This window comes from Micromonospora sp. NBC_01699, assembly GCF_036250065.1.
Taxonomy (GTDB): domain Bacteria; phylum Actinomycetota; class Actinomycetes; order Mycobacteriales; family Micromonosporaceae; genus Micromonospora_G.
Map to the genome: position 1 here is coordinate 4,383,014 of NZ_CP109199.1, position 15,157 is coordinate 4,398,170.

14 protein-coding genes and 1 pseudogene are annotated in these 15,157 nt (G+C 70.9%); 9 read left to right on the plus strand and 6 right to left on the minus strand.

Annotated features, from left to right (window positions below; translation table 11 throughout):
• The first annotated feature begins 3 nt into the window (after positions 1–3).
• The 3 genes from OG792_RS18835 to OG792_RS18845 are packed head-to-tail and all read left to right on the plus strand — an operon-like array spanning position 4 to position 1,723.
• The gene (locus tag OG792_RS18835; protein ID WP_329100639.1) at positions 4–243 is read left to right on the plus strand and encodes a hypothetical protein; all 240 of its coding nucleotides are present in this window, start codon (positions 4–6) and stop codon (positions 241–243) included.
• Positions 244–293: 50 nt separating this feature from the next.
• Positions 294–1,514: a cytochrome P450 gene (locus OG792_RS18840; protein ID WP_329100641.1), complete on the plus strand. Its 1,221-nt coding sequence runs from the start codon at positions 294–296 to the stop codon at positions 1,512–1,514.
• Positions 1,511–1,723: a ferredoxin gene (locus tag OG792_RS18845; RefSeq protein ID WP_329100643.1), complete on the plus strand. Its 213-nt coding sequence runs from the start codon at positions 1,511–1,513 to the stop codon at positions 1,721–1,723. Before OG792_RS18840 ends, OG792_RS18845 begins: the two co-directional genes overlap by 4 nt.
• A 92-nt stretch (positions 1,724–1,815) precedes the next feature.
• Here the strand turns inward: OG792_RS18845 and OG792_RS18850 are convergent, their stop codons facing one another.
• Entirely contained in the window at positions 1,816–3,090 is a 1,275-nt protein-coding gene (locus OG792_RS18850; RefSeq protein ID WP_329100645.1) for an MFS transporter, read from the minus strand.
• A 99-nt stretch (positions 3,091–3,189) separates the two neighbouring features.
• On the minus strand, positions 3,190–4,023 hold the full coding sequence (locus OG792_RS18855; RefSeq protein WP_329100647.1) for a helix-turn-helix transcriptional regulator: 834 nt from the start codon (positions 4,021–4,023) through the stop codon (positions 3,190–3,192).
• A 221-nt stretch (positions 4,024–4,244) separates the two neighbouring features.
• Between OG792_RS18855 and OG792_RS18860 the strand changes: the two genes are divergently transcribed.
• Together OG792_RS18860 and OG792_RS18865 are read left to right on the plus strand one after the other, a co-directional pair.
• Positions 4,245–5,669, plus strand: a complete 1,425-nt coding sequence (locus OG792_RS18860; protein ID WP_329100649.1) for an aldehyde dehydrogenase family protein — start codon at positions 4,245–4,247, stop codon at positions 5,667–5,669.
• Positions 5,670–5,862: 193 nt separating this feature from the next.
• Positions 5,863–8,313 carry an alpha/beta hydrolase family protein gene (locus OG792_RS18865; RefSeq protein ID WP_329100650.1) on the plus strand — a complete coding sequence of 817 codons (2,451 nt, stop codon included), beginning with the start codon at positions 5,863–5,865 and terminating at the stop codon, positions 8,311–8,313.
• A 61-nt stretch (positions 8,314–8,374) separates the two neighbouring features.
• Here the strand turns inward: OG792_RS18865 and OG792_RS18870 are convergent, their stop codons facing one another.
• A complete protein-coding gene (locus OG792_RS18870; protein WP_329100653.1) occupies positions 8,375–9,040 on the minus strand; it encodes an NADPH-dependent F420 reductase in 666 nt (221 codons plus the stop codon).
• A gap of 270 nt (positions 9,041–9,310) precedes the next feature.
• Between OG792_RS18870 and OG792_RS18875 the strand changes: the two genes are divergently transcribed.
• The 3 genes from OG792_RS18875 to OG792_RS18885 are packed head-to-tail and all read left to right on the plus strand — an operon-like array spanning position 9,311 to position 13,061.
• Positions 9,311–9,817, plus strand: coding sequence for a (2Fe-2S)-binding protein (locus OG792_RS18875; RefSeq protein WP_442932485.1), 507 nt, complete (start codon positions 9,311–9,313; stop codon positions 9,815–9,817).
• A 3-nt stretch (positions 9,818–9,820) separates the two neighbouring features.
• Complete coding sequence (locus OG792_RS18880; protein ID WP_329100657.1) at positions 9,821–10,840, plus strand: FAD binding domain-containing protein; 1,020 nt, start codon at positions 9,821–9,823, stop codon at positions 10,838–10,840.
• Position 10,841: 1 nt separating this feature from the next.
• Positions 10,842–13,061: a xanthine dehydrogenase family protein molybdopterin-binding subunit gene (locus OG792_RS18885; RefSeq protein WP_329100659.1), complete on the plus strand. Its 2,220-nt coding sequence runs from the start codon at positions 10,842–10,844 to the stop codon at positions 13,059–13,061.
• Positions 13,062–13,344: 283 nt separating this feature from the next.
• Here the strand turns inward: OG792_RS18885 and OG792_RS18890 are convergent, their stop codons facing one another.
• Positions 13,345–13,479 carry a hypothetical protein gene (locus OG792_RS18890; protein ID WP_329100661.1) on the minus strand — a complete coding sequence of 45 codons (135 nt, stop codon included), beginning with the start codon at positions 13,477–13,479 and terminating at the stop codon, positions 13,345–13,347.
• Between the two features lie 72 nt (positions 13,480–13,551).
• Here OG792_RS18890 and OG792_RS18895 point away from each other — a divergent pair, with 72 nt between their 5' ends.
• On the plus strand, positions 13,552–14,094 hold the full coding sequence (locus OG792_RS18895) for a dihydrofolate reductase family protein (RefSeq protein WP_329100663.1): 543 nt from the start codon (positions 13,552–13,554) through the stop codon (positions 14,092–14,094).
• Between the two features lie 52 nt (positions 14,095–14,146).
• On the opposite strand, the pseudogene OG792_RS34725 reads toward OG792_RS18895, so the two are convergent.
• Both OG792_RS34725 and OG792_RS18900 read right to left on the minus strand, forming a co-directional pair.
• Positions 14,147–14,252: pseudogene (locus OG792_RS34725) on the minus strand (integrase); the annotation flags it as partial.
• Between the two features lie 69 nt (positions 14,253–14,321).
• Positions 14,322–15,035, minus strand: coding sequence for a VOC family protein (locus OG792_RS18900; protein WP_329100665.1), 714 nt, complete (start codon positions 15,033–15,035; stop codon positions 14,322–14,324).
• Positions 15,036–15,157 lie beyond the last annotated feature (122 nt).

The window sequence follows — 15,157 nt, forward strand, 5'->3', positions numbered from 1 at the left end:
AGGATGGCCGTTCGGGTCGCGGTGCTCGACGACTACCAGGACGTGGCGCGCGAGTTCGGCGGCTGGAACCGGCTCGGCGACCGGGTCGAGCTGACCGTCTTCACCGACCACGTGGACGACGCCGAGGTGCTCGTGCGGCGACTCGCCGACGCCGAGATCGTGGTCGCGATGCGGGAACGCCCGATCCGTGGGCCCGCCGATCGTCCGGTACGGCGGCGGCCTTGCCGCACCACCGATCGATAGGTAACGTATCGAAGCGTTATGAATACGGTGCGCAATCACCGGAGGTGTCGATGACCGGCTCCACGACCACCGACCTGCCGTTGTTCCCTTTCTTCAACACCGCAAGCCCGTTCGCCCCGCTCACCGAGGCCGACCGCGCCACGATCGACGACCCGCTCACCCCGGTCCAGCTACCCACCGGCCAGCGGGCCTGGCTGGTCACCCGGCACGCGGACGTACGCCAGGTGCTGCGCCATCCGGGATTCAGCGCCGACTTCGGCCGACCCAACTTCCCGATGCTGCGAGCGGTGTCGCTGGGAAGCGACGAGGACCGGCAGGGCGGCTTCATCCGGATGGACGGCGAGGAGCACAGCCGGCTGCGCCGCATGCTCACCGCCGAGTTCATGATCAAGAATATTCGCCGGATCGAGCCGCTCATCCAGGAGACCGTCGACCGGGCCCTCGACGACATGTACGACGCGGGTCCCCCCGCCGACCTGGTGCACTCGTTCGCGCTGCCCGTACCGTCGATGGTGATCTGCCACCTGCTCGGGGTGCCGTACCAGGATCACGGGTTCTTCCAGGCGCGCAGTCACACCCTGCTGGACCAGAGCGCCTCGGCGGAAAGCGTCGCGACCGCCGCCCAGGAACTCCGTGACTACCTGCGCTCCCTGATCGAGGCGAAACAGCGGTCCACCGTGGACTCGGAGGACCTGCTGAGCCGCCTGGTCAACGAGCGGGTACGGACCGGCGAACTGACCGTCGGCGAACTGGTGGGGATGGCCCTGCTGCTGCTCATCGCCGGCCACGAGACCACCGCGAACATGATCGGCCTGAGTACGCTGCTGCTCCTGCAACATCCCGGCCACCTGGCCGCGCTGCGCGCCGACCCGACGCTCGCGCCCGGACTGGTCGAGGAACTGCTGCGTTACCTCACCATCGTGCGCAGCGGCCTGCCCAGACTGGCCACCGAGGACATCGAGGTCGGCGGTCACCTGGTCAGGGCCGGCGAGGGTGTGATCGCGCTGCTCTCCCTCGCCAACCGGGACGACGCCGTGTTCGGCGACCCCGAGGACTTCGTCCTCGACCGGCAGGCGCACCAGCACATCGCGTTCGGCTTCGGCGTACACCAGTGCATCGGTCAGCCACTCGCCCGCGCCGAGCTGCGGATCGCGCTGGTCGAACTCGCCCGACGGTTCCCCGACCTGCGTGCCAACGCCGCGCTGGCCGACATACCCGGCCGGACCACCTCGGTCGTGTACGGGCTCACCGAACTTCCGGTCACCTGGTGAGCGGCGGCCAGCCGGTGCGGATCACGGTCGACCGGGACCGCTGCTGCGGCTCGGGCAACTGCGTGGTGACGGTGCCCGAGGTCTTCGACCAGGACGACGCCGAGGGGCTGGTTGTCCTGCACCAGCCCGAGCCCCCACCCGAGTACGCCGACCGACTGCGGGAGGCCGTCGACCTCTGCCCGGCCGGGGCGATCCGGCTGGACGAGTGACCCCGGCCGCTGTCGACGGCGGCGACGTCCCGGCCGCCGTCGACAGCGGCGATGTCCCGGCCATGCCCCTGGGCCGGGCCGGAGCACCGACGTCACGAGGGCGCCGACGCCGGTTCCGGCGTGACGACCACCGGTGACCGCTCGTCGGCGTGTGCGATCCGGGTCAGCTCACGCCACAGCGCGACCACGAAGATCGCCGAGCCGGCGAAGGCGAACCAGAAGGGTGCGGTCACGCCGTAGTGGGCGGCCAGCGTGCCGCCGATGGCCGAGCCCACGACCAGGCCACCGAAGACGCTGATGGTGTTGATGCTGTTCACCCGCCCCTGCAAATGCAGCGGGACGGCCCGCTGCCGCACCGTGAGGGAGGTGGTGTGCCAGACGAACGCGTGCGCGCCGAAGACAAAGAAGATCAGGGAGGCCAGCCACCACACGGTGGTGAGGGCGAGGGCGAGGTGGGTGAGGGTCTCGATGACCAGTCCGACCCGCATCACGTTACCCAGGCTCACCCGTCGGGTGATCCATCCGTACAGGGCCGTTCCCAGCAGGCCACCGACCGCCGAGACGGTGGCGATCAGGCCGAACCCGATGGCGCCCAGACCCAGTCGTTGCCCGGCGTAGAGCACCAGGACCGACCAGGCCGCACCATAGGTGACGTTGAAGATCAAAATCGTCAGACACAGCGTACGGATGGCCGGATGGCGCACGGTCCAGCGGAAACCCTCGACCATCTCCCGCCACACGCCCGTCGGCGCACCTGCCGCTTCCTGTCCCGCGACCGGCAGCACGACCCTCGACACCAGCAGTGCACCGGCGGCGGCCAGGACCGCCTCGGTCACGAACGGCCAGGCCGAGCCGGCCGCGAACAGGGCCGCCCCGATCGGCGGGCCGGCGAGCTGGTTGAGCGTGATGAAACCGGTCTGCAACCGTACGTTGGCCAGCCCCAGGTCGTCGCGGGACACCAGCGTCGGCGTCAGCGTCGTCGACGTGTTGTCGGCGAACACCTCGGCGGTGGCCAGCACTCCCAGCACCACCAGCACCCCGACCACCGACGCCCGATCCGTCAGCATGGTGACGACCAGGACGACCAGCACCAGCACCCGGACCGCGTTGGCGACGATCACGATCCGGCGCCGGTCGTGCCGGTCGGACAGCACGCCGGCGTACAGGCCGAACAGCAGCGGCGGCGCCCACCGCAGCAGCGCCGCCAGCGACACCAGGAACGCGTTGTCGGTCAGCGATGCCACCAGCAGCGGCCCGGCCGCGACCGCCACGCCGTCACCGAGGTTCGTTGCCCAGGACGAGGCGAGCAACCAGCGGTAGCCCGTTCCCAACCGCGCCGGTACGACCGTCTCCAGCACCTTGTTCACAAGGTCAGCACCCTACGTCCGTGATCGCCCGACGGTATACCCATATTCCCGCCTCCGGTGCTGCCGGCCCGCGGCCGGAGGCGGGACGCCGGGCCGGGGTCAGGCCAGCTGGTCGCCGATGACCGACAGCAATCGCAGCTTCCGGTGGCTCTCGGTGCCCGGTACGGCGGTGTAGACCACCAGGAGCTGGGACTGGTCCGGGTCGACCAGGGTCTGGCAGTGCAACTCGATCAGGCCGAGTTGCGGGTGCTGGACGCGCTTGGGCGCGCAGTAGGGTCCGGCCACCGGATGGGCGCGCCACAGCTCGGCGAACTCCGGGCTGACCGGGAGCAGTGCGTCGACGATCGCGACGGCGCGGGAACCCGTGCCGTCACGGGTGTACGCGGCGTGCAGGTTGGCGACCATGAGTCGGCTCTGCTCCGCCTGGTCCTCTTCGGGGTGGATCGACCGTGACGTCGGGTCGGTGAACCAGCGGTAGTGCTTGCTGCGCGCGAGGCCGGTGAAGGCGGCCTCGTCGCCGAGCAGGGCGACGGAGAGGCGGGTCTGCCTCAGCGTCTCGCCGAGATGGCTGACCACCTGGGCGGCGGCGTCCTCAAGCCCGTCGAAGATGCGCATCATGCCGGGATTGATGTGTTCCGCGCGTACGGTCCGTCGCGGGCTGGCGTAGCCGGCCAACTGGAACAGGTGATCGCGCTCCTCCAGGGAGAGCCTCAGCCCCCGAGCGAGGGCGGCCAGCATCTGCTCCGACGGGTGGGGGCCGCGCTGCTGCTCCAACCGGCTGTAGTAGTCGATCGACATGTCGGACAGGACCGCTACCTCCTCCCGGCGCAGCCCGCCGGTACGCCGACGCGGCCCGCGCGGCAGTCCCACATCCTCCGGTTGCAGCGCCTCCCGCCGCGTACGCAGGAAGTCGGCGAGTCGGGCTCGGTCCACGGTTGCCTCCTCGCGCTGTTCGCGGGCCCGCCGAGCCCGTCGAGCACTCCCGCCGAGCCCGCCGGTCAGGAGGCCGGCCGGCCCACACTCCCGCACAACGAACCGGGGTGTCCCGGTGTTCCGGTCGAGGTTCGCACCACCCGCCGGCCGGATCCATGTACCGCGAATACCCGGATCCGGAGCACATGGTCGCCGCCGGGTGACGGTGCCACGGTCGGTTCATGAACACAGCCACCTTCCCCGTACCCGCCCACTGGATCGGCGGCGAGGCCGTCGCCGGATCCGCCGAGACCACCACGGTGGTGAACCCGGCGACCGGCAGGGTCGTCACCGACGTACCGGCCGGCACCGCCGCCGACGTCGACCGTGCGGTCGCCGCCGCACGGGCCGCCCTTCCGGCCTGGGCCGCGACCGCCCCGGCCGAGCGGGCCGCCGTGGTGCGGCGCATCGCCGCCGGCCTGCAAACCCGCGCCGAGGAGATCGCCGCCGCGATCACCGCCGAGATGGGTTCGCCGATCACCATGTCCCGCACCGCCCAGGTCGGCTTCCCGGTCGCGGTGGCGGAGTCGGTCGCCGCGCTCGCCACCGGCTTCGAGTGGACCGAGGAGGTCGGGAACTCGCTGATCGTCCGCGAACCGATAGGCGTCGTCGGGGCGATCACGCCGTGGAACTTCCCGCTCCAGCAGATCGTCTCGAAGCTGGCGCCCGCGCTGGTGGCGGGTAACACCATGGTCTTCAAACCGTCCGAGGTAGCGCCGCTGACGGCGCGGATCCTCGCCGAGGTCAGCCGCGACGCGGGCCTGCCGGCCGGGGTCTTCAACATCGTGTACGGCACCGGCCCGGTGGTCGGCGAGGCGATCTCGGCCCATCCGGACATCGACATGGTGTCCTTCACCGGCTCGACCCGGGCCGGCCGGCGGATCTCCGTGGTCGCGTCGGAAACGGTCAAACGGGTCGCGCTCGAACTCGGCGGCAAGGGGGCGAACATCATCCTGGACGACGCCGACCTGGCGCGAGCGGTCGAGACGGGCGTGATGATGGCCTTCTCCAACGGCGGCCAGGTCTGCGGTGCCTGGCCACGGATGCTGGTCCCGGCGTCCCGGCACGACGAGATCGTCGAGCTGGCGGTCGCCGCCGCCGCGCAATATCCGGTCGGGGATCCGCTGGACGAGACGACCCGGATCGGCCCGATGTCCTCGGAGGCACACCGACGGAAGGTCGACGGCTACATCGAACGTGGGATCGCCGACGGCGCCACCCTCGTCTTCGGTGGTCCGGGGCGACCCGAGGGGCTGTCGGAGGGCGCCTACGTCCGACCGACGATCTTCGCGAACGTCGACCCGGACTCCGCCATCGCCCAGGAGGAGATCTTCGGCCCGGTGCTCACGATCATCCCGTACGCGGACGAGGACCGGGCCGTGGAGATCGCCAACAGCACGGTGTACGGCCTCACCTCGGGTGTGTTCGGCGAGCGCGGGCACGCCCTGGCGATCGCCAGGCGGCTCCGTACGGGCCAGGTCGACGTCAACGGCGCCCAGTGGAACCCGCTCGCCCCGTTCGGGGGTTACAAGCAGTCCGGCAACGGTCGGGAGTTCGGCCGGCAGGGTCTTGAGGAGTTCCTGGAGACCAAGTCCATCCAACTGTGACCACGCCGGTCGGGGCCACCGCGCCGTCGCCGCGCGGTGGTCCCGGAGACGCAGGGCCGCCCTCGGGCGCCGAGGTTGGGTGATCTTGCGAAGTTCGGTAACGAGTCCGTTTCCTCGACAGAGATCATTTGGAACAGGGAATCCATAGTGTCCGCTCGCGCTGCCTCCACAGCGCGAGAAGGAGAAACCAGACATGGCCCGTTTCGTCCCACCGCACAGCCGAGCCGGAGCGGCGGCAGCGCTGTCGACCGCCGTGCTCGCCGGATGCCTCGTCGTACCCGGACTGATCGCCGCTCCCGCCGCCGCGCAACCCAACGACGGGGCGACGGGCTCGAACAGCTTCACCGTCGAGCCCCTGTCGGACGGCGGGTGGCGGGTCGAGCTGCGGCTCGACGAGCCGCTGCCGGTCCGCGACGCCGTACCGGAACTGGCCGTGGACGGTCAGATCATCGGTACGGCCGAGGAGTCCGCCGACGGACTCACCCTCAGCACGGAGACCACCGACGCCAGCGTCGCCGACGCCGAGCGGGTCGACGTCGGGTGGAACGGCGTGGTTCCCGACCTGCTGCCGTCGCCGCAGCGGCGCGCCCCGGCACCGGAGGGCCGCAGGGGCCCGCACCGGAAGAAGCCGCTCTTCACCGACCCGGCCACGCCCGGCCGCTACGCCGTCGAACGGCTCGACTACGACCTCGGCGACACCGCCACGACCCTGTCCGGGCTCGACAACCTCCCGGTCGAGCTGCGCGCCGCCGTCTACGCCCCGGCCCGCGCGAAGGGGCCCCGCCCGGTGGTGGTCTTCCTGCACGGCCGGCACTCGGCCTGCTACAACCCCGTCACCCGGCAGACCAACAACACCAACTGGCCGTGCCTGGCCGGGTTCATCCCGATCGACAGCCACCTCGGCTACACCGAGACGGCCGAGTCCCTGGCCAGCCACGGCTACGTGGTGGTCTCGATCAGCGCCAACGGCATCAACGCCAAGGACGCCACGAACACCGACGACAACGGCGCGCTGGCCCGTGGACAGCTCGTCCTGCGACACCTGGACCAGCTGGCGCGGTGGAACGACTCGAAGGGCCCGTCGTGGTCCCGCCATCCGCTGGCCGGGCGCCTGGACCTGCGCAACGTCGGGCTGATGGGACACTCGCGCGGTGGCGAGGGCGTGGTCGAGGCCGCGCTGCTCAACGCCGGGAACCGGCACCCGTACGGGATCCGCGCCGTACTGCCGCTCGCACCGGTCGACTTCGGCCGGCCGACCCTGCCGGACGTCCCGATGGCGGTGCTGCTGCCGTACTGCGACGGTGATGTCTCCAACCAGCAGGGGCAGCACTTCTTCGACGACACCCGCTACTCGGTGGACGACGACGTGCTGCGCTCCTCGCTCATGATCATGGGCGCGAACCACAACTTCTTCAACACCGAGTGGACGCCGGGCGTCTCCGTCTCGCCGTCGAACGACGACTGGTCACCCGCCACCGACGAGGTGTGCGGCAGCGCCAGCCCGAGCCGGTTGACCGGCGCCGAGCAGCGGGCCGTCGGCACGGCGTACATGGCCGGGTTCTTCCGGCTCGTACAGGGCGGGGAGACCGCGTTCCTCCCGCTGTTCGACGGCACCGACGGCACGGTGCCGTCGGCCGGCCGGGCGGAGGTGTACGCCCAGGCCCAGGCACCCGGCTCGCGCCGCCTGGACCTCGCCCCGCTGGAACGTCCCGCCGACACCGTCTCGGTCACCGGCTTCGACCTGGGCGCGTACTGCTACAGCGTGGCCTCGCGGGTCCTGGTCGGCGACACACCGTGCTCGGCGACCACCGCCACGTCCAAGATCCCGCACTGGACGCCGGCCACCTTCGCCACCTCGGTCCCGACCAGCCCGGTCCTGCGGCTGGGGTGGAGCCCGACATCGACGTCCCCGCAGGTACGGGTGGCCGTCCCGACCGGCGACCGGGACGTACGCCGGTACGACGCGCTCACCTTCCGGCTGGCTCGGGACGAGGCGGCGGTCGGCGACGTCGACCTCGACGTGGCGGTGGTCGACTGGGCGGGCCGTTCGGCGACCGTCCGGGTGGGCACCGTCAGCCCCGCCCTCGATCCGTTCCCGGCCTCGACGAACACCCCGAACGGGATCAGCCGGCTGGGCAAGACCTGGCTGCGTACCGTCCGGCTGCCGGTCGACTCGATGCGCGGAGTGGACCTGAGGAACATTCGGTTCGTCACCGTACGCCCGGCCACGCCCACCGGTGGCGCCTACCTGTCCGACATCAGCTTCGACAGCCCCGGCGTCGGCGACGGTGGCGCCACCTCGGCGGCACAGGTCAGCATCGCCGACGCGACCGTGAGCGAGGGCGCCGGGCCGGGCACCGCGACGATGCGACTGACCCTCACCGACCGGCTCAGGAGCGCGGCGACGGTCCAGGTCCAGGCGGCGGCGAGCGGGTCCGCGTCCGCCGGACAGGTGCCGCTGCTGTCGTTCCCGGTCACCATCCCCCGGGGAGCGACCGGGGCCCGGATCGAGGTGCCGCTGGTCGGCAACACGGCGGTCAACACCGCCTCGCTCCGCTACAAGATCACCATCTCGGCGCCGACCGGGGCCGTGATCGGTGACGGCTTCGCCTGGCTCACCGTGCTCGACGACGACACCGCCTGACCGAGAACGAGTCGTGGGGTCGGGCGCGTCCGCCGACCCCACGACACGTCGTCCCGGTCGCCTAACCGGTTCCGGTGTCCAGGGCCAGTTCGAATTCGGCCCGACGCAGCGAGGCGCCGAAGACGGGTCCGCCCGGTTCGAGCAGGCGGCCGGCGCGGAGGCTGTCCAGCCGTACGCTGTCGTAGCCGACGCGTTCGACGAGTTCCGCCACCACCTTGACCCCGGCCGGGTCGTCCCCGGCGACGCCGAGCGCGCGGCGCTCGGGTGAGCCGGCAGGCCGGCGTTCCTCCTCAAGTTCGTGGTAGCCGAACTGGTTGAAGGTCTTGACGACGGTGGAGTGGGCGAGCCGGCGCTGGACGATCTCGCTGCTGCCGTACGCGGGGTCCTCGAACATCTGCTGCACACCGTCGATCGGCGTCCAGTAGTTCATCGTGTCCACGACGAGCTTGCCGGCCACCAGGTCGGGATCGAAGGTCGCGAACCGGTGCAGCGGGATGGCCAGCACCACGATGTCGGCGTCGGTGACGGCGTCGGCGGCCCAGCGCGGCTCGGCTCCGGGGGCCAGCACCCGGGTGATCAGGGCGATCCGCGCGGGGTCACCGGCGGCGGCGATCGTCACGGGATAGCCGGCGGCGATCGCTACCCGCGCGATCACCGGGCCGGTGTGGCCCGCGCCGAGCACCGCGAGCCGTGGCATCGGCGCCAGGACGGGTACGCCGTCGCTCATCATCGCCCCTTCGCGCGCGGTCCGGGCAGCGGTCGGTTCCGGATGTCGAGCATACTGACGGCTGAGTGATCGGGGTTTGAGGTACTTCGTCCGCCTCGTCCGGATAGCCTGGCTCTCGGGTTCCGGGTCGGGCCTGCGGGCGGGTCACCGTCCCGCCGTCCCGGCAACCACGCGGAAGGAAACGGGATGACAAGACCCACCACGGCCACCGTGGACCGGGAGTACGGCGAATCCACGGCGGACCCGACGCAATGGCCGGGGCCGCTCACCGTGGTCGACCTGACGGTGAACGGGGAGCCCCGCCGGGTCCTGGTCGACGTCCGCACCACCCTGCTCGACGTCATCCGCGAACACCTCGACCTGACCGGGTCGAAAAAGGGCTGCGACCACGGCCAGTGCGGCGCCTGCACGATGCGGGTCGGCGGCAGCACGGTCCTGTCCTGCCTCACCCTGGCGGTCGCCGTACGCGAGCCGGTCGAGACGATCGAGTCGCTCGCCGCGCCGGACGGGACCCTGCACCCGATGCAGCAGGCGTTCATCGAACAGGACGCCTTCCAGTGCGGCTACTGCACGCCGGGTCAGATCCTGTCCGCCATCGCCTGCGTCGAGGACGGGTACGCGGGCTCCGACCACGAGATCCGCGACCACATGAGCGGCAACCTGTGCCGGTGCGGGGCGTACCCGCACATCGTCGCCGCCGTACGGCAGGTTCGGGACACGACACCGGCGCGCGGGACCGGACCGACCGCCCACGGCACCGCGACCGGGCGGGGCTGAGCCGTGCGCCCCTTCGTCTACACCAGGGTCGACACCGCCGAGCAGGCCGTCGCCCGCGCCGCCCCGGTCGACGGCACTGTCGGCCCGACCAACTCCCCGGTCCAGTTCCTGGCCGGCGGCACCAACATCGTCGACTACCTCAAGCTGTCCTGCTGGACCGCCGACGAGCTGGTCGACATCAACGGGCTCCGGGACGAGCACGGCTCCATCGAGGTGACCCCGGACGGGATCCGGTTCGGCTCGCTGGTCCGCCTGCGCCAGGCCCTCGACCACCCGGCGGTCGTCCGGGACTACCCGGTCATCGCCGAGACGCTGGGGCGGGCCGCCAGCCCACAGCTGCGCAACATGGCCTCGCTCGCCGGCAACCTGCTGCAACGCACCCGGTGCGGCTACTTCCGGGACGTCGACTACGACGAGTGCAACAAGCGCCGGCCCGGCTCCGGCTGTGCCGCCATCGGCGGGAGGAACCGGATGCACGCGGTGCTCGGGGTGAGCGACAGCTGCATCGCCAGCTACCCCGGCGACCTCGCCCAGGCACTCGTCGCCCTCGACACGCGGGTGGAGACCCTCGGCCCCGACGGCGTACGGACGTTTCCGGTGCGGGACCTGCACACGGGTGCGGACCGACCGGAGGTCGAGACCATCCTCGCACCGGGCGAACTGATCACCGCGCTGTTCGTACCGTCGGGTCCGCACACCCGGCGCTCGACGTACGTCAAGGTACGCGACCGCGAAAGCTACGAGTTCGCGGTCGCCAGCGCGGCGGTCGCACTCGACCTGGCGGACGACGGAACCGTCACCGACGTGCGGATAGCCGTCGGCGGCCTGGCCTACCGGCCCTGGCGGGCCGACGCGGCGGAGGAGTTCCTGCGCGGCCGACCACTGACCGCCGACAGCGCGGAGCAGGCCGGACGCGTCGCCCTCGACGGCGCCGTCACCCACGGCGACAACGACCACTCCCCCGAACTCGGCGCCCGCACGGTCGCCCGAGCCCTGATCCAGGCCGCACAGTTGCAGGTGTGACATGACAGCCCCACCGGACGGCAGACCGACCCGCATCGGGACACCCACCTCCCGGGTCGACGGATGGATGCGGGTCACCGGCGCGGCCAGGTACGGCTCCGACTACGCCGTCCCACACCAGGCGTACGCGTACCTGCGCACCAGCGCGATCGCCCGGGGCCGGATCACCGGCATCGACGAGACCGGGGCGCGGAGCCTGCCCGGGGTGCTCGACATCCTGACGTACCGCAACGTCGGCGACGCCATCAAGCCCGGTCGGGACTTCGCACGGCAGGGGGTGATGGACTCCACCGTCGCCCCGCTCGCCTCCGACCGGGTGTGGTACGCCGGCCAGATCGTCGCGATGGTGATCGCCGAGTCGTTCGAGCAGGCCCGCGACGCCGCCGGGCGGCTCCGGATCGACTACGCGGCGGAACCCGCGAAGTCCACCTTCGCCGACGACGACTTCGTGGCCGCCGAGCGGTCCGGCGCGGCCGGGCAGTCCGACGCGCGGTCGGGTACGGCCGACCCGGCCGAGACCGAGGGCGTCGGCGACCCGGACGGCGCCCAGGCCGACTCGCCGGTGACCGTCGACGCGTGGTACGCGACACCGACCCAGCACCACAACCCGATCGAGCTGTTCACCACCACCTGCGCCTGGACCGGGTCCCGCCTGACGGTCTGGGAGTCGTCCCGGAACGTGACCGGGTTCCGCAACGGGCTGGCCGAGCAGCTCGGCATCGACGCCGACGACGTACGCGTGGTGTCGCCGTACATCGGGGGTGCGTTCGGGTCGCGCGGCTTCCTCAACCAGCGGACCGCGATCGTGGCGCTGGCCGCCCGGCGACTCAAACGCCCGGTCCGGCTGGCGGTCACCCGGGCGCAGATGTTCACCATCGCCACGTACCGGGCCGAGACCCGCCAGCACGTACGACTCGGTGCGACGCCGGACGGCCGGCTGCGCGCGCTGACCCACCGGGGCTGGGAGATCAGCAGCCGGGCGGACACCTTCAAGGTCGCCGGTACGGAGTCGTCGACCCGGCTGTACGACTGCCCGAACGTGGGCTCGGCGGTCACCGTCGTGCACGCCGACCGCAACACGCCGGGCTTCATGCGCTGCCCGCCCGAGGTGGTGTACCTGTTCGCCATCGAGTCGGCGATGGACGAGCTGAGCTACGCCCTCGGCATGGACCCGGTCGAGCTGCGCCGGATCAACGACACCATGGTCGAGCCGGTCAACGGCCGCCGGTACACCTCGCGAAACCTGGTCGCCTGTCTGGACGCCGCCGCCGACGCCTTCGGCTGGGCCGACCGCGACCCACGGCCGGGCAGCATGGTCGACGGCGACTGGCAGATCGGGTACGGCTGCGCCGCGATGTCGCACACCGCGTTCGCCGCACCGGCCAGCGCCCGGATCACGGTGTCGCCACAGGGCTGGGTCCGGGTGCAGACCGGCGGACACGATGTCGGCGGCGGCCTCGGCACCGCGATCGCGATGACGGTCTCGGACCTGCTGGAGGTGCCGCTGGGACGGATCAGCGTCGACCTCGGGGACAGTGACCTGCCACCGGGCCCGATCGCCGGCGGCTCGATGTCCACCGCGAGCGTTTGCAGCGCCGTGGCGAAGGCGTGCGAGCAGATCCGGGTACGCCGGGCCGCGACGACGCCCGGCGACGGCGGCGGCGCCATCGAGGCGTACGCGGAGTTCCTGCCCCGGGGCGTGCCGGACAGCGGCAGGCGGATGCTGTACGCGGGCAGCCCGATGCCCAGCGGCGGATACCGGTTGCCGGATCGCGCCGAGTGCTCGTTCGGAGCCGTGTTCGTGGAGGTGCGCGTCCACCGGCAGACCCGTGAGGTGCGCCTGCCCCGGATCGTCGGCGCGTACGCGGCCGGACGGGTGATCAACCCGAAGACGGCCGAGAGCCAACTGATGGGTGCACAGATCTTCGGCACGTCCATGGCCCTGTACGAGGGGACCGACCTCGACGAACGGTACGCCCGGTACACGAACACGAATCTCGCCGATTACCACATCCCGGTGAACGCCGACATCACCGACCATCAGATCATCATCATTCCGGAGATCGACAACTCGCTCAACGAACTCGGGATCAAGGGCGTCGGCGAACTCGCCACCAGCGGCGTGAACGCCGCCATCGCCAATGCCGTGCACCACGCCACCGGGGTCCGGATCCGGGAGCTGCCGATCCGGCTCGAAAAGCTGCTTTCCGTACGGGCCTGAACCCGCACGGGTTCGCACCCGAAGCGGGCCCGGCCTATCTTGTTTCTAACCTTCGACTCTCTCGGCTGATGTTTCGCGGTGTCATGGGTGGACACGAAGGCGGCCTTCGGTGATACATCGCCGGGTTCATGGGCCCACGGACTGCCGATCTCGCCCTCCGACTGGAAGATAGTGCACCAGATGTCGGGGCAGGGCCGCCCCGGGACGACTTCGAGAGCGCGAAGGTAGCGCGCTGCTCCACCTTTTAACCACGCTTCCTCCTGGCTAGGCTGACCACAAACGATCACCGGGTTTGGTCACTCAGTCCGGGACCGAGGGCGACCTCGCCGGCGGTGTCGTTCACGCCGTACCCGAGCACGTTCGCGACACATTCGGGTGCCGGTGTGTTCGCGTTGCGCCACCACGGATGCGCGTGCAACTCTCGTCCTTGCCCTCCCCGCCGGGCCGAACTAGGGTCCGACCTCGGTTTCCAAGATCCCTGGAGAAACGTATGAGTGATGTAGGCACCGTCACTGGCAAGGTGGTCGTGAACAGGGTGATGTCGCTGGACGGCTTCATTGCCGGTCCTGGCCACTCGATGGACTGGGTCTTCGAGTACATGACCGCGGATACGGTCCCGGAGGTCATGGCGGCCACGGGCGCCATGCTCGTCGGCCGGAATACCTACGAGGTCGGCAAGCGTATGGCCGACCAGAACCCCAGCTACGACGGGGGAGCACAGTTCGTCCTCACCCACAATCCTCCCGCCGAGCCGGACCCTGCCGTCACATTCCTCACCTGCGGACTTGAGGAAGCCGTTGCCACGGCACGCAGCGCCGCAGGCGGCAAGAACCTGGAGATCCTCGGTGCCGATGTGGCCGCCCAGTGTCTACAGCGCGGGCTTGTCGACGAGATCCTGGTGTATGTCCTACCGCTGCTACTCGGCGACGGCGTCCGTTTCTCGCCTCCGGGCCTCGACAGGATCGACCTGGAACCTTTCAGCAATACCCAGTCGGGCGCCGTCACCATGCTCCGCTTCCGCGTGCGAAAGTAGGCGCGGCCCTCCAACGGCTACAGCGCTGTCCCTGAACCTTCACCGGGTGTGATCAGGCAGCTTGGGGTCGTGGGCGTCCCCAGCGTTCGCTGGGGACGCGTTCGCGGCGTTGTGCGGCTAGGACGTCGGGGTGGCGGGTGTTTGGCGTTGCGCCAGCGTTCCCGCCCACCCTCGCGGGTCGCAGTGGGCGTACGGCGACGGGCAAGGGCGACCACTGCTCGCTGGCCTCAGCAGGTGAGACAGAACGGGTGCCCGGCCGGATCCGCGAACACCCGGAACCGCTCGCCACCGCCGTCCAGCCGCGACGCGCCCAGCTCCAGTGCCCGCGCCTGGCCCGCGTCGAGGTCGTCGACGAGGATGTCCAGGTGCGCCTGCTGCGGGTTGGCCGGATCCGGCCAACGGGGTGCCCGGTAGTCGCTGACCTGCTGGAACATCACGTTCCTGGCACCGCTGGCGATGAGTGCGCCCTCGGGCCCCTCGTAGGTGACCTCCATCGCCAGCAGGTCGGCGTAGAACCGGGCCAGGGCCGGTGCGTCGGGCGCGTCGATCGTCGCCGCGAACAGCTCCATCGCCGGACCGACACCGTCGCGCTGGCACAGGTCGAACGGGTGGCCGGCCGGGTCGGCCAGCGTGATCCAGGTCGCGCCGTCGGCCAACCGGGTGGCACCGAGGCTCACCGCCCGCTGCGCCGCCGCCTCGTGGCCGTCGACCAGCAGGTCGAGGTGGAACTGCTGCGGTTGGTCCTGGCCCGGCCAGCGGGGCGGGACGTGGTCCGGGGCGAGCTGGAAGGCGACCTCCTGCCCGTCGGAGGTCCGTACGGTGATCCAGTTGGGGTCCTTCCGGACGATCTCCCAACCGGCGAGCTCGGCGTAGAACGAGGCAAGCTTCTCGATATCCGGCGCGTCGAGTGCGACGGCCTCCAGACGTCCTGTCACAGTCATGCCCACCATCCTGCCCCCGCCCCCCGACAAATTCGCGCAGGCCGGGGCGCACAGCCGTGGACGTACGCCGATCACCGGGGTTGGGTGCCGCCCGTCGACGGACGGCGCCCACCCGGTGGTCG